Source organism: Winogradskyella litoriviva (assembly GCF_013249065.1).
In the GTDB taxonomy this organism is placed as follows: domain Bacteria; phylum Bacteroidota; class Bacteroidia; order Flavobacteriales; family Flavobacteriaceae; genus Winogradskyella; species Winogradskyella litoriviva.
In genome coordinates, this window is sequence record NZ_JABRWQ010000008.1 from 1 (window position 1) to 22,525 (window position 22,525).

At 31.9% G+C, this 22,525-nt stretch carries 14 protein-coding genes and 1 tRNA gene; 12 read left to right on the forward strand and 3 right to left on the reverse strand.

The genetic code is table 11. The features are described from left to right. The first annotated feature begins 190 nt into the window (after positions 1–190). On the forward strand, positions 191–2,632 hold the full coding sequence (locus tag HNV10_RS15735) for a helix-turn-helix domain-containing protein (protein WP_173302355.1): 2,442 nt from the start codon (positions 191–193) through the stop codon (positions 2,630–2,632). Positions 2,633–2,684: 52 nt separating this feature from the next. On the opposite strand, the gene HNV10_RS15740 is transcribed toward HNV10_RS15735, so the two are convergent. Beyond that, positions 2,685–3,827, reverse strand: coding sequence for an acyl-CoA dehydrogenase (locus HNV10_RS15740; RefSeq protein WP_173302356.1), 1,143 nt, complete (start codon positions 3,825–3,827; stop codon positions 2,685–2,687). A 65-nt stretch (positions 3,828–3,892) separates the two neighbouring features. On the opposite strand from HNV10_RS15740, the gene HNV10_RS15745 reads away from it, so the two are divergent. The 9 genes from HNV10_RS15745 to HNV10_RS15785 all read left to right on the forward strand — a co-directional run bounded on the left by HNV10_RS15745 (position 3,893) and on the right by HNV10_RS15785 (position 13,835). Beyond that, entirely contained in the window at positions 3,893–4,990 is a 1,098-nt protein-coding gene (locus HNV10_RS15745) for an anhydro-N-acetylmuramic acid kinase (RefSeq protein ID WP_241695526.1), read from the forward strand. A gap of 61 nt (positions 4,991–5,051) precedes the next feature. Beyond that, positions 5,052–6,278: a Glu/Leu/Phe/Val dehydrogenase dimerization domain-containing protein gene (locus HNV10_RS15750; protein ID WP_173302501.1), complete on the forward strand. Its 1,227-nt coding sequence runs from the start codon at positions 5,052–5,054 to the stop codon at positions 6,276–6,278. 12 nt (positions 6,279–6,290) lie between these two features. Then, the gene (gene nhaD, locus HNV10_RS15755) at positions 6,291–7,682 is read left to right on the forward strand and encodes a sodium:proton antiporter NhaD (RefSeq protein ID WP_173302357.1); all 1,392 of its coding nucleotides are present in this window, start codon (positions 6,291–6,293) and stop codon (positions 7,680–7,682) included. Positions 7,683–7,761: 79 nt separating this feature from the next. Then, a complete protein-coding gene (locus HNV10_RS15760; RefSeq protein ID WP_173302358.1) occupies positions 7,762–8,457 on the forward strand; it encodes a MotA/TolQ/ExbB proton channel family protein in 696 nt (231 codons plus the stop codon). 3 nt (positions 8,458–8,460) lie between these two features. Further along, a complete protein-coding gene (locus tag HNV10_RS15765) occupies positions 8,461–8,853 on the forward strand; it encodes an ExbD/TolR family protein (protein ID WP_173302359.1) in 393 nt (130 codons plus the stop codon). Between the two features lie 73 nt (positions 8,854–8,926). Next, entirely contained in the window at positions 8,927–9,823 is an 897-nt protein-coding gene (locus HNV10_RS15770; RefSeq protein WP_173302360.1) for an energy transducer TonB, read from the forward strand. A gap of 1 nt (position 9,824) precedes the next feature. Beyond that, the gene (locus HNV10_RS15775) at positions 9,825–11,042 is read left to right on the forward strand and encodes a bifunctional folylpolyglutamate synthase/dihydrofolate synthase (RefSeq protein ID WP_173302361.1); all 1,218 of its coding nucleotides are present in this window, start codon (positions 9,825–9,827) and stop codon (positions 11,040–11,042) included. A gap of 62 nt (positions 11,043–11,104) precedes the next feature. Then, positions 11,105–11,179: transfer RNA gene (locus HNV10_RS15780), tRNA-Val, on the forward strand. Positions 11,180–11,456: 277 nt separating this feature from the next. Further along, entirely contained in the window at positions 11,457–13,835 is a 2,379-nt protein-coding gene (locus tag HNV10_RS15785; protein ID WP_173302362.1) for an outer membrane beta-barrel family protein, read from the forward strand. A gap of 98 nt (positions 13,836–13,933) precedes the next feature. On the opposite strand, the gene HNV10_RS15790 is transcribed toward HNV10_RS15785, so the two are convergent. Together HNV10_RS15790 and gldJ are read right to left on the reverse strand one after the other, a co-directional pair. Next, the gene (locus HNV10_RS15790) at positions 13,934–15,214 is read right to left on the reverse strand and encodes a UDP-N-acetylmuramoyl-tripeptide--D-alanyl-D-alanine ligase (protein WP_173302363.1); all 1,281 of its coding nucleotides are present in this window, start codon (positions 15,212–15,214) and stop codon (positions 13,934–13,936) included. Between the two features lie 65 nt (positions 15,215–15,279). Beyond that, positions 15,280–16,962: a gliding motility lipoprotein GldJ gene (gene gldJ / locus HNV10_RS15795; protein ID WP_173302364.1), complete on the reverse strand. Its 1,683-nt coding sequence runs from the start codon at positions 16,960–16,962 to the stop codon at positions 15,280–15,282. Between the two features lie 322 nt (positions 16,963–17,284). On the opposite strand from gldJ, the gene porU reads away from it, so the two are divergent. After that, positions 17,285–21,190 (forward strand): type IX secretion system sortase PorU, encoded by a 3,906-nt coding sequence (porU, locus tag HNV10_RS15800; protein WP_173302365.1) that lies wholly within the window; start codon positions 17,285–17,287, stop codon positions 21,188–21,190. A gap of 65 nt (positions 21,191–21,255) precedes the next feature. Beyond that, positions 21,256–22,521, forward strand: coding sequence for a type IX secretion system outer membrane channel protein PorV (porV, locus tag HNV10_RS15805; protein WP_173302366.1), 1,266 nt, complete (start codon positions 21,256–21,258; stop codon positions 22,519–22,521). Positions 22,522–22,525 lie beyond the last annotated feature (4 nt).

Sequence of the window (22,525 nt, forward strand, 5' to 3'; positions counted from 1 at the left end):
GTTAAGCCCGTTTGCGCCGATGGTACTGCTTAACTGTGGAAGAGTAGGTCACCGCCTTTTTTTACCGAATTAATCGGTATTGTAAAACCCTTACTATATTATTTAGTAAGGGTTTTTGTGTTTTATATCATTACTGGTTATAACAATCAACATATCTTTATTATATTCAATCCAGATTTAAGTTTTAAAAATGATTTTTAATAAGGAAATAGATTTAGCCTGGAATTTTATATCTAAAACTGATAGGAATATATTTTTAACAGGTAAAGCTGGAACTGGTAAAACTACGTTCTTACATAGATTAAAGCGTGAGTGCAATAAACGAATGGTTATCGTGGCTCCTACTGGTGTAGCTGCTATTAATGCTAAAGGGGTTACAATTCATTCATTTTTTCAAATGCCATTTGGACCTATTTTACCAAATGATGATTTAACTAGCAATACTCGTTTTAATAGAAAATTTAGTAAAACTAAAGTTAGTATTATAAAATCATTAGACTTATTAATTATTGATGAAATCAGTATGGTAAGAGCTGATTTATTAGATAGTATTGATAAAACGCTTAGGCGTTATAAAAACAGAAACCAAGTATTTGGAGGTGTCCAACTCTTAATGATAGGAGATTTACAGCAATTATCACCGGTAGTTAAGGATAACGAATGGAGATTACTTCAACCTTTTTATAAAAATGCTTACTTCTTCAGTAGTGATGCATATTATAAGTGTAGACCTATTACTATTGAATTAAAGCATATTTATAGACAAGACAATCCAATTTTTATAAATATCCTTAATGAGGTTAGAAATAATGCTTTAAGTGCAGAATCAGCAACAGCACTAAATGATAGATATTTTCCTAATTTTACTGTTAAGGAGGGTGAAGGATACATATATCTAACTACTCATAATAATAAAGCCAGACAGAATAATTTATTAGAATTAAATAAATTAACAGGTCAAGAATATACGTATAAAGCAAAAATTGAAGGTAATTTTCCAGAACACTCGTTTCCAAACAAAGAGGAATTAGTATTAAAAATAGGTGCTCAAGTTATGTTTATTAAAAATGATAGCTCACCTGAAAAGAGATATTATAATGGTAAAATTGGTAAAGTGATTTTGTTAGAAAAGGATGAAGTTGTAGTACATTGCCCAGATGATGACTTTAATATTAATATCAAAGCTGAAACATGGGAAAACATAAGGTATAGTGTTGATTCTAAAACAAAAGCAATATCTGAAGATAAAATAGGCAGTTATTCGCAAATTCCTCTACGTTTAGCTTGGGCTATTACCATACATAAAAGCCAAGGATTAACTTTTGAAAAAGCTATTATAGACGTTCAAGGCGCATTTGCTCATGGTCAAACATATGTTGCTTTAAGTAGATGTAAATCATTAGAAGGTTTGGTTTTAAAAAGTAAAATAGAATCTAATCAAATAATTAGTGATTCTAATGTTATCGCCTTTAATAAAGAGTTTGAAGAAAATCAGCCTAATGATCAAATTTTGACAGATTCTCAACGAGATTATCAATTAGTTCTTTTGTCTGATATTTTTAATTTTTACAATTTTCTAAATCCAATTAATCGCATAATAGATATTTATTATAAAAATAGAGGTAGTATTGAAGGTACTATAGAGAACCCCTTAAATACTATTAAATTAACTGTCACTAGTTTGTTGAAAATTGGGAATAGCTTCAAGCAAGAATTAGAGACTATGATTGAATCAGGAAGTATTCCTGAATCTAATTTACAATTGCAAGAACGTTTTAAAAAGGCTATAGTTTATTTCAAAGAACAAACATCCACTCAAATCGAGGCATTTCTCCATAAAATAACCTTTTCTACAGATAATAAAGCAATTGAGAAAGATATAATTAAACACTTAGACACTTTAGAAGAATTATTAGAAACAAAGTTATCATTCTTTCAGGGGTTAGAAGACGGATTTAATGCAGACAAGTTCCTCATGTTAAGAGCGAAGTCAGTTTTCTTTGGAAAAGAAAAACCAAAGAAACAACGTAAAACAATTATTGATGGAACCGCTAATATAGAATTGTTTGAGTTATTAAGGGAACTTAGAAATCAAATTGCCAAAAGAGAAGGTTTGGTTCACTTCCAAATTTTTACTCAAAAATCTCTTTACGCAATGTGTGAAATCTTACCCACCAATAAGCAAGAATTAAAAGAAATTCATGGCATGGGTAAAACAAGAATAGAAAAATATGGAACTGAAATTTTAAATGTAATTATTAATTATTGTGATGAAAATGATATAGAGCCCAATTCAAACCACATAACTTTAGATTTACCAAAAAAAACAAAAAAGAAAGTGGGAGAGACTAAACGAGAATCGTTAAAGCTATACAAAGAAGGAAAGTCAATTGTAGAAATTGCTGATTTTAGAGAGTTAAATGAAAATACCATATTTGGGCATCTGGCAAGTTTCATTTCTTCAGGAGAAATTAAAATTACAGATTTGATGGATGAAGAAAGTTATAATCACTTAAAACAGATTATTCCAACAAAAAAATTTGATAATTTATCAGAGTTAAAAGATATATTCAACGATAAATACACGTACGGAGAATTAAGATTAGTAATGAATGAATTATCCAAAAACTAAAAAGGCTTCAAAAATTCAATTCTGAAGCCTTTTTATATTTCTATTTCTTAAATTAAGATTTTATTAAACCCCTCGAAATTACAATTTTCTGTATTTCTGAAGTTCCTTCATAAATTTGTGTGATTTTAGCATCACGCATTAAACGTTCTACATGATATTCTTTTACAAACCCATTACCACCATGAATTTGAACAGCCTCTACTGTATGCTCCATAGCTACTTTACTAGCGTATAGTTTAGCCATAGCACTAGACATGTCGTAATTGTTTCCTTGGTCTTTATCCCAAGCGGCTTTCATTACTAGCAACCTAGCCGCTTCAATTTCAGTATGCATATCTGCCAATTTAAACGCAATTGCTTGGTGATTACATATTTCTGTTCCAAATGCCTTACGTTCTTTCGAATATTTTAAAGCAAGTTCATAAGCACCTGCAGCAATTCCTAAAGCTTGAGCAGCAATTCCAATTCGTCCTCCAGAAAGTGTTTTCATTGCAAATCTAAACCCAAATCCGTCTTCACCAATTCTATTTTCCTTAGGTACTTTAACATCATTAAACTGTAAGGTGTGTGTGTCACTACCACGAATACCTAACTTATCTTCTTTTGGTCCTATATCAAAACCAGGCATACCTTTTTCTAAAATAAAAGCATTAATTCCGTGAGACCCTTTATGCTTGTCGGTTTGTGCAATTACTAAAAATACTTCTGCACGTCCGCCATTTGTAATCCAATTTTTTGTGCCATTCAAAATATAATGGTCACCTTTATCAATAGCAGTTGTTTTTTGCGATGTTGCATCACTACCAGCTTCTGGTTCGCTTAAACAAAAAGCACCAATACATTCTCCAGTAGCCAATTTTGTAAGGTATTTTTGCTTTTGTTCTTCGTTACCGTAAGCCTCAAGTCCATAACACACCAAGGAATTATTAACAGAAACCATAACAGAAGCGGAAGCATCTATTTTAGATAATTCTTCCATAATAAGTACATAAGAAATGGCATCCATTCCGCTTCCTCCATATTTAGGATCTACCATAATACCTAAAAAACCTAACTCACCCATTTTTCTCACTAATGATTCAGGAAATTTTTGAGCATTATCGCGTTCTATAACACCAGGAAGTAATTCAGTTTGAGCAAAATCTCTTGCAGCATCACGAATCATTAAATGTTCTTCTGTTAAACTAAAGTCCATAAACTAAAAATTATTGATTTAATAAAAATTTAATGCAAATATAATTTTTTATTGTGTTATTTTCAATGAGTAATATTATTTTTACTAATATGACAAAAACAGATTACAATATTATTGCTTTAATGTCCGGTACTTCACTAGATGGCATAGACATTATTTATATAAATTTCAAGTACAAAGACTGCTGGGAATTTAAAATTATTAATTCAGAAACTATAAACTATAGTCTTAGATGGAAAACGACATTGAGTAAATTAGTTTCAATGAAAATGAATCAATTAAAAACGTTAGATATAAAATATTCAGAATTTTTATCTGCCGTAATATCAAATTTTATTGAAAAAAATAATCTTGAAGAAATAGATTTTATAGCCTCTCATGGTCATACAGCCTTACATCAACCAGAGAAGAAATTAACATATCAAATAGGAAATCATCAAATTTTAGCAGACAAACTTGGTCGAAAAGTTATTTGCGATTTCAGAGTTCAAGACGTAGAGTTCGGAGGGCAAGGAGCTCCTTTGGTACCTATTGGAGATAGATTACTTTTTAATGCATATGAATTTTGCCTCAATCTTGGTGGTTTTGCAAATGTGTCTTTTGAGTTAAATTCTGAGAGAATTGCTTTTGATATTTGTCCGGTTAATATTGTTCTAAACAATTATATGTCTAAAATTAATTTAGAATATGATGATAAAGGTAAACTAGCTTCAAAAGGAAATATTAATAAAGATTTATTATTTAAACTCAATCAACTTCCATTCTATATAGAAAATCCTCCAAAATCTTTAGGTTTAGAATGGGTAGAACTAAATATTTTTCCATTAATTGATGCTTTTAATCTTGAAATACAAGACGTATTAAGAACTTTTGTAGAACACGTGGCTATTCAAATTTCAATAGTTTTAAATAAAGAAAAATCAAAAGTTCTAGTTACAGGTGGAGGTGTATATAATGATTTTTTAATGGAAAGAATTGATTATCATTCAATTTCAGAAGTAATTATTCCAGAAAATGATATTATAGAATACAAAGAAGCTTTGATTTTTGGACTTTTAGGTGTATTAAAAGAACGAAATGAAGTTAATTGTTTAAAGAGTGTTACTGGTGCAAATTGTAATCATTCTTCAGGAAAAATTTTAATGCCTAAAAATCAACTTTAATTCACATTAAGCTTATATAGTTTTTTATATTTGTTATTCGATATTTAAACTATAAAAATTGATTAAAGAGTTACTTCATAAATACGAAAATAAAGCTCCAGAAATTGTATTTCATTGGAATGATCCCGAAACTGATGCCGAAGGTTGGACAGTTATCAACTCGCTAAGAGGTGGTGCGGCTGGTGGAGGAACACGAATGCGAAAAGGTTTGGATAGAAATGAAGTACTTTCACTTGCTAAAACAATGGAAGTAAAATTCACTGTTTCTGGTCCTGCCATTGGAGGTGCAAAATCTGGGATTAATTTTGACCCACATGACCCAAGAAAAAAAGGTGTTTTAGAACGTTGGTACGCTGCCGTTTCGCCATTACTAAGAAGTTATTACGGAACAGGTGGAGATTTAAACGTTGATGAAATCCATGAAGTAATACCTATTACTGAAGAAAGCGGTGTTTGGCATCCTCAAGAAGGTGTTTTTGAAGGCCACTTTAAACCTTCAATTGCAGATAAAATTAATAGAATTGGTCAATTAAGACAAGGTGTTATTAAGGTTATCGAAAACGCAGATTACTCACCAGATGTCAGCAAAAAGTATACTGTTGCAGACATGATTACTGGTTATGGCGTTGCTATTGCAGCCAAACATTTTTATGATATTAATGATAATTCAATAAAAGGAAAACGAGTAGTTGTGCAAGGTTTTGGTAACGTTGGTGCAGCTGCAGCTTTTTATTTTGCTCAAATGGGAGCGAAAATCGTAGGTATTATTGATAGAGTCGGTGGTTTAATCAATGAAAATGGATTTTCGTTTCAGGAAATTACAGAATTATATCTTAATAAAAATGGAAATACACTTATCGCAGATACATTAATTCCTTTTGAAGAGATTAATCAAAAAATATGGTCGCTACAAACAGAGATATTTGCGCCATGTGCCGCTTCGAGATTGGTAACGCAAGATCAAATTGATCAAATGATATCAACAGGCTTAGAAGTTATTACTTGTGGTGCCAATGTTCCTTTTGCAGATAAAGAAATATTCTTTGGACCTATAATGGAGCATACGGATCAAAAAGTAAGTTTAATTCCAGACTTTATTTCAAACTGTGGTATGGCAAGAGTTTTTGCATATTTCATGGAGCGAAAAGTGCTAATGACAGATGAAGCCATTTTTAATGATACATCTCAAGTCATTAAAAAAGCATTAACAGAAGTTCATAATAATAACCCCAAAAATATAGGCATCAGCGAAACAGCTTTCGAAATTGCATTAAGACAACTAATTTAAAAATCCCTTAGAATGGAAACAGTAATAATTCTTGTATTTGTTTTTGGCTATTTAGCCATAACCCTTGAGCACAATATTAAAATAGATAAATTAATTCCGGCTCTGGTGATGATGGCCATAAGTTGGGCATTAATTTCATTAGGAATCGATGATTTTTCACAATGGTTTGATTCTGCCAAGCATAGCTTAATGGATAACTTTGGGTTGCTTCCACACGAAGAAAAAATGCATTTAATGGAAGAAACATTACTACATCATTTAGGTAAAACTGCTGAAATATTAGTGTTTTTATTGGGAGCAATGACAATTGTAGAAATTATAGATTATTTTGATGGTTTTTCTACCATTAAAAATGCAGTTAATTTTAATAGTAGAAAAAAACTACTCTGGATGTTTGCAATTTTAGCATTTGTACTATCTGCTATTATTGATAACTTAACTGCAACTATTGTATTAATTTCTATTCTACAAAAAATTGTAAAAGAAAGAGATGTTAGAATTTGGTATGCAGGTTTAATTATTATTGCTGCTAATGCAGGAGGTGCTTGGTCACCAATTGGAGATGTTACTACAACAATGCTGTGGATAGGTAATAAAGTCTCTACAGGAAAGTTATTATCTTACCTATTCATTCCATCGCTACTATGTATGGTTGTTCCAACATTTATTGCTTCATTTTTAAAGCCATTTAAAGGAGATTTAGAATTGCAAGAGTCAGATGGTAAACCAAAGAATAAATTTAGTTCAACGATGTTATTTTTAGGTTTGGGAGCTATTATTTTTGTGCCTATTTTTAAAGTAGTTACACATTTACCTCCTTATGTTGGTATGATGCTTTCATTAGGTGTTGTGGCAATTTTTGCGGAAGTATATAGCAATTCAAAATTTGCGATATCTGGAGTAGGCTCAGAAGAACATGCATCTGGCGCTAGTCATAGTCCTGTTCATTATTCGTTATCTAAAATAGAATTACCAAGTATTTTGTTTTTCTTGGGAATTTTAATGGCTGTTGCCGCTCTAGAATCATTAGGGATTTTATTTGGTTTTGCTGGTTCACTTCAAGAAACAATGCCAATGTTAGGTACAGAATATCATCATGAAGGTGTTTCAGATTTAGTAGTATTATTATTAGGTGTTGGATCAGCGGTTATAGATAATGTTCCATTAGTTGCGGCAAGTTTAGGTATGTTCTCAGAACCTTTAGATAATGAGCTTTGGCACTTTATTGCATATTCTGCTGGTACAGGTGGAAGTATGTTAATTATTGGCTCAGCAGCAGGCGTTGTAGCAATGGGAATGGAGAAAATCGATTTTTTCTGGTATTTAAAGAAAATTTCTTGGTTAGCTTTAGTAGGTTTTATTGCTGGTGCTGCAGCCTTTATGGTAACAAGATCTATTTTTTAATATTGAAATAAAACAATTATACTTAAGTTAAAAACTTAACGTTATAACAATAAGACATTAAAAATTTAAACATTTTATAATGATATCATTAAGTACTATTCAAGATGAAGTAGCTGTTTTGGCTGAAGGAGAATCGGTTGAAAAAACGTTATCTATAATTGAATTAATTACAAGTGGAGGAACATCAGGCATAGTTATTATTCTGATTTTATTCGTGCTTTTAATTTTAGCTATTTACATTTATTTTGAACGTATTTTTGCTATTAAAGCCGCTTCAAAGGTCGATTCAAATTTTATGAATCAAATTAAAGACCATGTAAGTAATGGTAAAATAGATTCTGCTCAAATGTTATGTGCACAACAAAATTCTCCTGTTTCTAGATTAATTAATAAAGGAATAACCAGAATTGGAAAACCTTTAGATGATATTAATACTGCAATAGAAAACGCTGGTCGATTAGAAATTTATAACTTAGAAAAGAATGTAAATGTTTTAGCAACCATTTCTGGTGTGGCACCAATGATTGGGTTTTTAGGTACTGTAGTTGGTATGATTATTTCAATTTTCGAATTAGCAAATGCAGGAGGAACAATTCAAATGGATGTCTTAGCAAGTGGCTTGTATACAGCAATGACAACAACAGTTGGTGGTCTTATTGTTGGTATTGTAGCTTATGTAGCATTTAATCATGTAGTTGGTAAAACCAATAAAGTGGTATACCAAATGGAGGCAAATTCTATTGAGTTTTTAGATCACTTAAACGAACCTATCTAATTTATGAACATTAGAGGCCGAAATAAAATAACACCAGAATTCAACTTCGCGTCTATGACCGATATTGTTTTCTTGTTATTAATATTTTTTATGATTGCGTCAACATTGGTAAGTACTAATGCTATTGATATTATTTTACCTAAAGCTAGTGGTAAAACCGAAAACAAGAAATCAACAGCTGTAAGTATTAAAAAAGATTTGACGTATTATATTGACCAGAAACGAGTAAGTGAAGCAGTTTTAGAAACACAATTAAAATCTATTTTTGCCAACCAAGATGCGCCTACTATTGTTTTACGAGCAGAAAAATCTGTACCTGTAGAAAATGTAGTAAAGGTAATGGATATTGCTAATCGAAATAAATTCAAAGTAATTTTAGCTGTACAGCCAAATTAAACGGCATCATTTTTGAATAAATAGATAAGACTTGTAGATTTTTAATTATAGCAAGCGAATTAATATAATAAAAGTGAAATACCTAGAGACCAAACACGAACGTAATTCAGCAAGAATCACAGTACTCATTTCATTGATACTGCTTTTGTTATTGTTTGTGGTTGGACCTCAATACATGGATCCTCCAGAAGAATATGGTGTTGCTGTAAATTTTGGAACTACAGATTTTGGTAGTGGTAACAAACCATTAAGCGAACCTAAAAAGGCAGTTGAAGAACAGGTAGTAGAAGAAGAAGTTGTAGATGAAGTACAACCAGAAGAAACACAAGTTACTCCAGCAGAAACAGCAACACAAGCCGAGCAGGTAATGACAGAAGATAATGCTGAAGCTATTGCCATAAAAAAGCAAAAAGAGGCAGAAGCCAAGGCGAAAGCTGCAGAAGCAAAGGCTAAGGCTGAGGCAAAAGCAGCTGCTGAAAAAATAGAACGCGAAAAACGTGAAGCTGAAGAAAGAAAACGAGCTGAAGAAGCCGAGAAAAAAAGAAAGCTAGATAACCTTATTGGTGGTGTTAAAAATACTGATGGTAATACAGATGGAGGAGAAGGTCCAGATAGTCAAGGTGGTAACAAAGGCCAACTAGATGGTGATCCTTATGCAGCTAGCTATTTTGGAGGTTCAGGACCTGGTAAAGGAGGTATCGGTTATGGGTTAGGAGGTAGAGGAAGACCGTCTAAACAGATTTATAAACAAGAATGTAATGAATACGGTTTAGTAGTTGTAAGGATAGAAGTAAATAGACAGGGTAAAGTTGTAAAAGCAGAACCTGGTATTAGAGGAACAACAAATACACATCCTTGTTTACTTGCACCTGCTAAGAAAATAGCAATGTCACATAAATGGCCTGCAGATTCCAATGCACCAACAACTCAGGTTGGTTTTGTAAGTATTAATTTTGATGTAGGTCAATAATATGAATTACTTAGATACTGTAAATTGGATGTTTCAACAACTTCCAATGTATCAAAATAAAGGCAAATCTGCCTTTAAAAAAGATTTATCCAATACTATAAAATTAGCAAAGCATTTAAATCATCCAGAGAATTATTTTAAGTCAATACATGTTGGTGGTACAAACGGAAAAGGTTCTACTAGCCATATGTTGGCATCTGTTTTACAAGAAGCAGGTTATAAAGTAGGTTTATATACATCACCACATTTAAAGGATTATAGAGAACGTATTCGTGTTAATGGTAAGGTTATAAGTAAAGCCTCAGTTATTGGCTTTATTAAACGCAACAAACCCTTTTTAGAGTCAAATCAATTATCTTTTTTTGAAATGACTGTTGGGATGGCTTTTAGTTATTTTGCAAAGCAGAAAGTCGATATTGCCGTAATTGAGGTAGGATTAGGAGGACGATTAGATTCTACAAACATTATCACACCAGAATTATCGGTTGTTACAAATATAGGTATGGATCATACTCAATTTTTAGGTGATACACTAACGAAGATTGCAGGAGAAAAAGCCGGAATCATTAAAAAGAACATTCCTGTAGTTATTGGAGAAACACATGCTGAAACAGAAAATGTTTTTAGAAATAAAGCAATAGAAGAACAATCTGAGATTTATTTTGCGGATCAAAGGATAGATAAAATTTTAGAAAGTGATTTAAAAGGTTCTTATCAAATTCATAATATTAAAACAGTTTTACAATCTGTAAAGATTTTAAAAAATAAAGGATTTAAAATTTCAGATCAGCATTTAAAAGCAGGTCTATTAAACGTTGTTACTAATACAGGTTTACAAGGTCGATGGCAAATACTAGGAACCAATCCAAAGATTGTATGCGACACTGCGCATAATAAAGAAGGATTAACATATGTATTGAGGCAAATTAAAAATGAAGCATATCATCAACTTCATATTGTTTTTGGTGTTGTAAATGATAAGGATTTAGATGCTATAATTCCTTTGCTACCTAAAGAAGCAACATATTATTTTTGTAAACCAAATGTGCAACGCGGATTAGATGCAGAAACATTAAGACTTGCATTTGCAAAACACAACTTGTATGGCAAAGTGTATCCTAGTGTAAATGAGGCACTAACAATGGCAAAATTGAATGCTAATAAAGTAGATTTAATTTATGTTGGTGGAAGTACTTTTGTTGTTGCTGAAATAATTTAAAATTTTTTCAAAAAACCTTTTGAGATATTAAAAACTAGTCTATATTTGCAATCCAATTTAGAGGGCGCGTAGCTCAGTTGGTTCAGAGCACTTGGTTTACACCCAAGGGGTCAGGGGTTCGAATCCCTTCGCGCCCACATCAATTTAATTCCGATTTGATTTTTTCAAATCGGAATTTTTGTTTTAATAAAGTATCAAATCATCAGGTTTGTGCTTTTATGAAATAATATTCTAAGACGACTCTAAATGTTTTGGAGTAAATTTAAAAAGATGATTGATTAATAAATTATTTAATCTTTTGTTAACCATTTATCAAAACCCAATTTACAATTGTAATTTAGTTTTTTCAATGTATAATATGCTGACTTTGTTTTGTTTCAAAGCTGTAATAGAATTATTTTTTATTTAATGATGATGAAGCTGTTTTTAAAGAATTTACTTTTCGCACTGTTTTTAAGTATTTGTAATATCTCTGTTGCTCAAAATAATGAAATTGTAATCAGTGGAATATTAATAGAGGAGGCAAGTAATCAACCAATTCCATACGCAACAATTGCACTATATAAAAAAAGTTCAAAAGGAATCATTACTGGCACTACAACGGATAATAATGGTAAGTTTCAATTTAGTACTACAAAAACGGATTTCTACATAGAAATCAGCTTTATGGGTTATGCGACTAAAACAATTTCTGATTTTTCTATCAAGAATGCTAAAATTGATTTAGGAACTATACGATTGGCTGAAGATAATGAGGCTTTAGAGGAAGTTGTAGTTACTGGCAATGTGTCTAAAACTGTTTTTAAACTTGATAAGCGTGTTTTTAATATAGGTAAGGATATTAGTAGTACTGGCGCAAGTGCATTAGAAGTTTTAAATAATGTACCTTCTGTCAATGTAAATATTGAAGGTGAAGTGAGTTTAAGAGGAAGTTCTGGTGTGCAAATTTTAATAAACGGAAAACCTTCTGTTTTGGCAGATGAATCTAGCAATGCACTAGGCACAATTACAGCAGATATGATCGAAAGTATTGAGGTTATTACCAACCCTTCCGCTAAATATGAAGCTTCAGGTACAGCAGGTATTTTAAATATTATTTTAAAAAAGGAAGAAAAAAAGGGCTGGAATGGTTCTATTTCATTAAATACAGGTATACCAGATAATCACAGTATTGGTATAAGTCTTAACCGTAGAACGGAGAAGTTTAACCTCTTTACTCAAATAGGTGCTGGTTACCGTTCATTGCCTCGAGATAACGAAGCCATAAATACAAATTTAACTAGTAACGAAGTTGTTTTTAGTGAAGGAACAGAGTATAGAGATGAAACTTTTTATAACATTACCTTAGGAACAGATTATCATATCAACGATTATAATGTTTTAACATTATCTGGTAATTTTGCATATGAAATTGAAGATCAACCATCAGAAACAAATTTTAGATTTTTCGATTCTAATAATACATTAGTGTCTAGTTGGTTAAGAGACGAGACTACGGAAGCCACAAACCCAAAATACCAATACGAATTTAATTACAAAAAACAATTTAAAAACAATGAAGATCATTCGTTGCAATTAAGTGCATTAGGAAGATTCTTTGGGAAAGACCAAGAGTCTCAATTTACAAACACTACTATAACTGGTAGTGACTCAGACAGCAAGCAACAAACAGAAACAAATTTTCAACAAGCAGATTATACATTTAAGATTGATTATACTAATCCTATATCAGAAAAATATACGATAGAAACTGGTGCACAATATGTTATTAATGACGTGGGTAACGATTATGAAGTGAGAGATTTTACAGGTATAAATTATGTTGTAAATGAAGATTTAACTAATAATTTTGAATACAACCAAAAAGTATTAGGTGTTTATTTTACAGGTGCTTATGAACTAGAGAAATGGGGAATAAAGGCAGGCTTGCGAATTGAAAATACAGATTTAGAAACCTTGTTAACTAATACAAACGAGTCTAATTCTCAGAATTTTACAGACTATTTTCCAACATTTCACACATCATATAAAGTGAGTGAAAATGTATCTTTGCAAGCAGGATATTCAAGACGAATTTTTAGACCTAGACTATGGGATTTAAATCCGTTTTTTAATATTAGAAACAATTTTAATATTAGACAAGGCAATCCAGACTTACAACCAGAATTTACAGATTCTTATGAGTTAACAAGTATTTACAAAATAGGTAAAGCATCATTTAGTTCTAGTTTGTATCATAAATATACAACAGAAGTTATAGAGCGTGTTTCTTCATCTATAGATAATGTGACTACCACAACTCCAGAAAATATTGGTACAAATGCTTCTATTGGTTTTGAAACTAATGGAAAATATAGTCCAACCAAATGGCTAACTCTTACAGGAGATTTTAATTATAATTATTTTGATCGAGTTGGGACTTTTGAGGCAGAATCTTTTGATTTTTCTGGTCGTCAATGGTCTTCTAGATTAGGTACAAAAATAGGTTTACCTGCAGATATAGATGTTGAGTTAACGGGAAGATACCAATCTAGTTTTGAGACTATTCAAGGTGATATATCTGGTTATGGTTTTTTAGATTTAGGTATTCGTAAAAAAATCATTAAAGGAAAAGCGGTTGTTAATTTGGGTATAAGAGATTTATTTGAATCTAGAATTCAAGAGTCTTACGTTTATCAACCTACCTTTGAAACTTATAGTTTCAGTCAACGAGGTCGCTTTATAACATTGGGACTTAGTTACGGTTTTGGTAAAGGAGAAGCTATGACCTATTCTGGCGGAAGACGTCGTTAGCAATAGCTTTTTGAGTTATTAAGAAAACTCAACTCGTTACAAAAGTTGCCTTAAGATGGTAGAAGTCGTAGGTCCAATTCTTGTATAGATTCACAATTTTATAGAACATCTAAAATCCGTTCTAGTGCCATACCTCTCGACCCCTTAATTAAAACGGTTGAATCTTTTAACTGAAGGGTTTTTAATTCAGGTTTTAAATCTTCAAAAGTTGCAAATTTGTAGGTTGTTGGTTTAGTTGTGGTTTTATTGAAGTTCTGGCCTATTAAGTAAACTTGGCTTTCAAAATTAGACTCTATAAAATTCACTATCTCTTGATGTTCTTTTTCTGCTTCCGTACCTAATTCAAACATGTCGCCAAGAAATAAATATTTGTTTTCAGCATTTAACTGCTTTAGGTTTTTTAAAGCTGCCAACATACTTGTAGGATTTGCGTTGTAAGCATCTAGAATAATTTTGGTTGAACCTTTTTTTATTATCTCTGATCGGTTGTTATCTGGTAGATAGCTTTCTATAGCTTTCTTTATGTTGATTGTTGTAACATTAAAATATTTCCCAATAGCTACAGCAACTGCAATATTTCCATAATTGTAATTCCCTATAAGCTTACTATTAATAACAGTGTTATCATATTTTAAAGTAACAAAAGGATTTGCACTTATAAAGTTAATGACACAATCATTTTTTACTTTAGAGCCAAAAGTAATGGTTTTAGAATAGTCACCAATTTGTTTTATTTGTTTGGCGTCTTCAGAATTTATAAAAACCGATTTTTCATTTTGTTTTAAATAGTCATATAATTCAGATTTTGCTTTAATTACACCTTCAACACTTCCAAAACCTTCTAAATGAGCTTTTCCAAAGTTGGTAATTAAGCCATAATCTGGCTGAGCAATACCACATAGAAATTCAATTTCTTTTTGATGATTGGCACCCATTTCAACTATTCCAAAATCTAAGTCTTTCGTAAAACTTAAAAGTGTTAAAGGCACGCCAATATGATTGTTAAGGTTTCCTATAGTTGCTTTTACTTTATATGTTGAAGCTAAAACAGTATTGATTAGTTCTTTTGTTGTTGTTTTTCCATTACTTCCTGTAAGTGAAATAATAGGGATATTAATAGCATTTCTATGATAATTGGCCAATGATTGGAGTGTAGTGAGTACATCTTTAACTAAAATACAGTGTTGGTTTATAACAGCCTGCTCATCATCTACTACGCAGTATTTTGCTCCATTATCAAAAGCTTGAGGAACAAATTTGTTACCATCAAAATTTTCACCTTTTAGTGCAAAATACATGCAATCTTTAGATATTTTTCTAGTGTCAGTTGATATTGATAAACACTCTTTAAATTTTTGATATATAATGTCTATTTTCATAGGTTTAAAAATAAAAAAGTCCTGACAAATTTGTCAGGACTTTTCTAAATATTATTTAACGTTTTTTAATTACGTCTTTTTCCTCCGTTTTGGCTCTTAGAACCAACTCTAGAAACCGCACATCTAAAGCCAATATAATCGGTAGCCATATCTTGTGGGAAATAGCGACGTTGTGCTGGATCAATCCAGTATGCTCTATCTCTCCAAGAACCACCTTTGTATACTCTTACATCATCATCGATTAATGAAGTTCTGCTATTAGATTTGTCATATTCTCTAATTAATTTACCTTCAGCAGAGTCTACTTCAACTCTGTGTTTAGGTGAATTATACATTTTTCTGGTATCATTATTTTTCTGTCCTTCAGTTTCGTCAAAACTTTCTCTGTAATAACGAGAAGAACGCTTATCACCATCTCTAAAGTTTCTGTTATCACTTTGGCTAAAGTTAGCTCTTAAGTAAGTTTCGTCTTCATCAACTGGTACTCTTGCAATTTCACCTGGTAAATCTCTTGCAACAATCTTACCGTTAGGTAATGTGTCATATACAATTTCATCTACAGTTACAATTTTTACAGAACCGTCTTCGTTTATTGCATTTTTAGTATAAACGTTACCTCTATAGTAGTTAAAATCATTAAATTCATCATCTACAATAGGTCTGTAAACATCAGCTACCCATTCTGCAACGTTACCTGCCATATCATATAATCCGTAATCGTTTGGAGAATATGTTTTAACTTCTGCGGTAATATCGGCACCATCATCAGACCAACCTGCAATACCGCCGTAATCACCTTTTCCTTGCTTAAAGTTAGCCATTTGATCTCCACGATTTACACGTTTACCAGATCTTGTATATTGACCATCCCAAGGGTATTTTTTACGACCTCTATAAACATTATAGCTACGTAATTCACTCATACCTAATGCAGCATATTCCCATTCTGCTTCAGTTGGTAGTCTGTATTTTACAGGGATTAATCCTGTTTCTCTGCTAGCATATACATTAATTGGGTTACCATCAGCGTCAGTTTGTTGTCTTCGCTTTCCACCTTCTAATACTTCCGAGTTACCACCATAAGTTTGAGAAGGTGCGTTGATATATGTATCAGTACTAAACGTACTTTCTGCGTTTACATCTGTAAGATGTGCATCTCTTTTAATGTATCCAGATTCTTGTAAAGCCATCTCAGCAACACGATCTGTTCTCCAGTTAGCATATTCAACGGCTTGTATCCAGCTAACTCCTACTACAGGATAGTTTGCGTAACCAGGATGACGTAAATAATTTTCAGTCATCATTTCGTTATAACCTAAACGGTTTCTCCAAACTAATGTATCTGGAAGCGCACCTTTATAGATTAATGCATAATTTGGATCATCTGGTGGATATACATTTTTAAGATAATCTAAGTAAAATGTATAGTTAATGTTAGTTACTTCAGTTTCATCCATGTAGAATGACTGAACGTGTTGTTGATTTGGAGCATTGTTCCAATCATGCATTGGGTCATCTTGTACTTTACCCATTGTAAAGGTTCCACCTTCAATAAAAGAAGTTCCAGGAGGCGTTTCTTGCTCCTTGAATTGTGTGTTGTACTGAAAACCGCCTCTTTTATCGTTTATTTTCCATCCAGTAGCACTATCTGTGTTACCAGAATTAGAAGAACGATTACAGCTAACAATCGTAGCAAAAAGCGTTAATGCAATTAGTAATTTTAGGTTTGAGACATTTTTCATATCCATAGGTTTAAGTAAGCTCGTTTAATTTTAGAGTCGCAATATAGTAATTAAAGGTAAACTTCCAACTTTTTTTTACGTCAAATTGCAAAAAAATGTGCATTTCATCCTTTTTTTTAGACATCACAACGGATTTTTTGTCATTTATCGATGTATTTTACTCTTTAATAACGAGGGCGCAAATGAATTATTGTTGTATTTTTGAAATAAAATTTACAGACTCATAATATCAGGCTTTATTAGTCGTTATTTTACTGTGAAATTTATGTTTTTGCCAATTTAAAGGTATTTCTATATAATTTAAGGATATTAAAATTAGTCCGAATCAATGAAAAATTGTTATACAATCATTTTATTTTTGTTTTCTGCACTTATTTATGGACAGCAAAAACAGTTCACTATTAATTGGAATGGTACTATAAAATTAGAGACTGCAACTATTAGTATTGAAATTCCGACTTTTGATGCAGACCATTTTAGTTATAATAATGATAAAGGATTGACCTTTTTTACACAATGGGACAGTGATGGAACTTTAATAGATGAAAATTCGGTTGAATTAGCTAATGTGGTTTACTCCACCATTACAGAAGCAGATTTAAAAGATTTAAACCCGAGTTTAATTCCGTCCTCAACTAAATATAAATTATACAACACCAACGCAAGAGGTAAGCGTTCTCATTATTTTGAAATGAGTCCTATAATTAAAGATAGAGGTGTTTATAAAAAAATAGAATCCTTTACCTTAATATATAGTAGTGGGTCTTCTAGGTTAACAAATAGTGTAATGACCACTAATGAAATTACGAGTTCTGTTTTAAGTACTGGTGGATGGTATCGTTTTTATATTGAAGAGTCAGGTGTGTATAGATTATCAAAAGATTTTTTAAGTAGTTTAGGGGTTAATACTAATTCTGTAGATCCGAGGACTATAAAAATATTTGGAAATGGAGGAAGAATGTTACCATATTCTAATGCTGAAAATTATCCTTTTGACGTTGTTGAAAATGCAATAAAATTTATCGGTGAAGATGATGGTAGATTAGATAATGGTGATTTTATTCTGTTTTACGGTGAAGGTCCTAAAACATATAACGCAGAGAGTGATACTAATTTAAACCTATATACAGACAAAACGTATTACTATGTAAATGTTGGCAATGGTAATGGTAAGCGTATAGAAGCAATGCCAGTCATTGACCAAGTGGCTGATATCGAAATCACTACCTTTCAAGATTATCAATTTTATGAAGTAGACGAAACAAATTTAGGTAGTATTGGTAGACGTTGGTTTGGCGATGAGTTTGATATAGAGAGTCAACGAACTTATGACTTTGATTTCCCAAATTTAGTAACTACCGAACCTGTAAGTTTAAGTATTGCCGTTGGTACAGTTTCAGAAGTGAATACATCAATGGCTGTTTCTTTAAACGGAAGTCAAATTACAACATTGTCATTTGGGTCCATAGTTTCTGGGTCTGTTTTAGGAAATGATGACTCCTATAGTAATACAGTAAGTGTTTCATCAGATGAGATTTCAATAACTTTAGATTATAATAATAGTGGTAATCCCTCTGCAAATGCCTATTTAGATTATATAAATTTAGAAGCAACAAGAGGTCTCTCCTATGAAGGTGAGCAGTTGGTTTTTAAAAATAAAGAAGTCATTGCAACACCAGGAATTGCACAATATAATTTAGCTAATACTTCAGGAGTTAGTGAAATTTGGGATATTACGGATCGTTTTAATATTGAAAATCTTGTAAATACTACTAATTCTTCGGCAATAAGTTTTAAAGCATTATCTGGAGAGGAACGTTCTTATTTAGCATTTTCATATTCAAACGTATTAAGCCCAAAAAAAGAATCTAATTCATCCGTTGTAAATCAAGATTTAAAAGGAACAATATTTAATAATGATCAAGGACAGTTTGAAGATATTGATTACATTATATTAACTCCTTCACAGTTTGTTACACAGGCAGAGCGCTTAGCACAAATTAATAGAGATCAAAATAATCTTAATGTAAAGGTTGTTGATTTACAAACTATATATAATGAATTTAGTACAGGAAGTCAAGATATTGCTGCCCTTAGAAATTTTGTAAAATATGTTTATGATAACGCTAGTTCTGAAAGCAATAGGTTAAAATACCTTTGTTTATTTGGTGATGGTTCTTTTGATTATAAGGATAGAGTCTCTAACAATACTAATCTGATACCATCTTGGTACACTATGAATAGTTTTAATCTAACTGATTCGTTTGTGTCTGATGATTTTTATGCTATGATGGATGAAAATGAAGGTACACTTGCCTCAGGTGATAGAATGGATATTGCAGTTGGAAGAATTATAGCAGAAGATGTACAACGCGCAACAGAAATGGTCGATAAAATAAAAGCTTATTATCAACCAGAAGCTTACGGAAGTTGGAGAAATAATATTGTGCTTATTTCTGATGATGTTGATGAAGAATGGGAAAAGAGATTAGAGGTAGCAACAGATGCTTTAGGAACAACATTAGAAGAAGAAAAACCGTTTTTAAATGTTATTAAGATTCATTCAGACGCTTATGAACAAGAATCATCGTCTGGAGGTAACAGATATCCTGAGGTTAATGAAGCTATTAAAGATGCTATAGAGGTTGGTGCGTTAGTGGTTAATTATTTTGGTCATGGTGGTGAAGACGGTATTGCCAAAGAACGCATTTTTGATAAATTCGATTCTCAAGAAGTAAATAATATATGTAAGTTCAATCTGTTTATTACAGTTACCTGTGAGTATACAAAGTTCGATGATCCCTTAAGAGATACAGCAGGAGAGTTTACCTATTGGAATACAAATGGTGGCTCAATAAGTTTAATAACTACCACAAGACAAATATTTGTAACAGTTGGTGAGGATATTAATACAGTACTAGACGATTACTTATTTGCTTTTGGGTCAAATGACTACCCGTCTATAGCAGAAGCATTAAGACTAACAAAAATAGATAACAATGTTGCTAATCAGTCTCAAAAACGCTTAGTGTTTTATATTGGTGATCCAGCTTTAAAGTTGTCAATTCCGCAACCAGATATAAGATTAACTAAAGTCAATGATGTAGAAATATCACAACCAATAGATACTTTAAAGGCTTTAAGCTATACAAAACTTGCTGGTGAAGTAATTGATACTAATGGTAATATATTGTCTAATTATAACGGTACATTAACAGCGACTATATATGATAAACCTATAGAAAGACAGACTTTAGGTAATGATGGAATAAGAGAGGATTGTGATGAAAATGATGATCCTGCAGACTGTGATAACAATGGCCAGAAATTAATTGTGCTAGATTTTACAACCTTAGGAGAAGTAGTTTTTAAAGGGCAAGCAAGTGTTACTAATGGTCTTTTTGAATTAGATTTTATTGTGCCAAGAGATATTGGTATTCCGGTTGGTACAGGTAAAGTAAGTTTTTATGCGCAATCATCTAATCAGACTTCGGATCAAGCAGGATCAAATTTCGATATCAAAATAGGAGGTATAAATGAAGATGCACCAGAAGACAATATTGGTCCTTTGATTGAGTTGTATATGAATGATGAAAACTTTGTCTCAGGTGGTATTACAAATGAATCACCAAATTTTTTGGTAAAATTGCAAGATGATAATGGTATTAATACAGCTAGTGGTATAGGTCATGATATTACAGCAATTATAGATGGCGACGAAACCAACCCAATTGTGTTAAACAATTATTACCAAGCCAATGTAGATGATTACACCAATGGCTCATTAACCTATCCATTTAGAGATTTAGAACCAGGTCTGCACACTTTAACATTAAAGGCTTGGGATGTTTATAATAATTCTTCAACAGCAGAAATTCAGTTTACTGTATATGATAAAGATGAAGAGTTGGTGATTAATAATGTATTAAACTATCCAAATCCATTTGTGAGTTATACGGAGTTTTGGTTCAATCATAATAGTCCAGATCCTTTAGATATATCGGTACAAATTTTCACTGTTTCAGGTAAATTAGTAAGAACATTAAATGGACAAACAAGTGCAGATGAATGTTGTAATAGTGGGTCCTCATCATTATCTAGAAGCATTGTTTGGGACGGAAGAGATGATTTTGGTGATAAAATCGGAAAAGGAGTCTATGTTTATAAACTAAAAGTGAAATCTGATCGTTTAAATAAACAAGTTGAAAAAATTCAAAAACTTGTAATACTATAATAATAATTTATATTTGCTAATGAATTAGTGCAACTAAAATCGTATTAATTCCAGAAAAATTTAACATGAAAAAACACATCTTAACCTTTGTCACTTTAGCCATAGTAAGCCTAAACTATGCGCAAGAAGAGGTAACACAAATTATACCTAGCACTTCAGATACTAGAGTTATTACAACTGGTTTACCATTTATGCTTATAGCACCAGATGCAAGGTCTGCTTCTTTAGGTGATATGGGAGTTGCAACATCAATGGATGGTTATTCGCAACAATACAATCCTGCTAAGTATGTTTTTTCTGAAGCAAAGCAAGGTGTAAGTTTAAGTTATACACCTTATTTAAGTAAATTGGTAAATGATATTTCAATTAGTTATTTAACCTATTATAACAGATTAAATGATGTAAGTGCTTTTTCTGTAGGACTTAAATATTTTTCACTTGGTGAAATACTTCTAACCGATAGTGCTGACGATCCTGGGCGTACTGTAAAGCCAAATGAGTTTGCTGTAGACGGTGCGTATACGTTAAGATTAAGTGATCAGTTTGCCATGGCAGTTGCAATGCGATTTATGAGGTCTAATCTTAGAATTAATGGTTCTCCTAACTCTAATGCAGATCCAGCAAATACGTTTGGAGCTGATATTACAGGTTATTATCAAAGTGAGGAGGAGGCTTATAATGATTTTAATGGACGTTGGAGGGCAGGTTTTGCAATTCAAAATTTAGGGCCAAGATTTAAGTATGATGATGGAGGAACAGAAGTGTTTCAGCCAACAAACTTAAGGTTGGGAGCAGGTTTCGATTTTATTTTTGACCAATACAATAAATTAGCCGTAACGGCAGAAGTGACTAAGTATTTAGTACCAACACCTCCAATCTATGGAGATAAAATTGTATTTACAGATACAAATGATGATGGTGTGTTTGATACAGATGATGGTGATTTTCAAACAGAAGAGCAATTAGAAGCTTCAGAATATGATGTTATTGTGGGAGGTCAAAGTAACGATGTTAGTTTTTTAACAGGAGTTTTTCAGTCTTTTGGTGATGCGCCAGGAGGATTTAGCGAAGAACTTAGAGAATTTACTTGGGCTTTAGGAGCAGAATATACTTATCAAGATAATTTTTCTTTTAGAGGAGGTTATTTTAATGAAGCCGATGATAAAGGTGCTCGTAAATTCTTTGCTCTAGGAGCAGGATTTAAATATACAACAATCAATGTAGATTTATCATATTTGTTCTCAGCATCTAAAGTACAAAGTCCGTTAGAAAATACATTACGTTTTTCATTAACGTTTAACTTTGGAGATGGTGAATACAATGAATATTAAAATC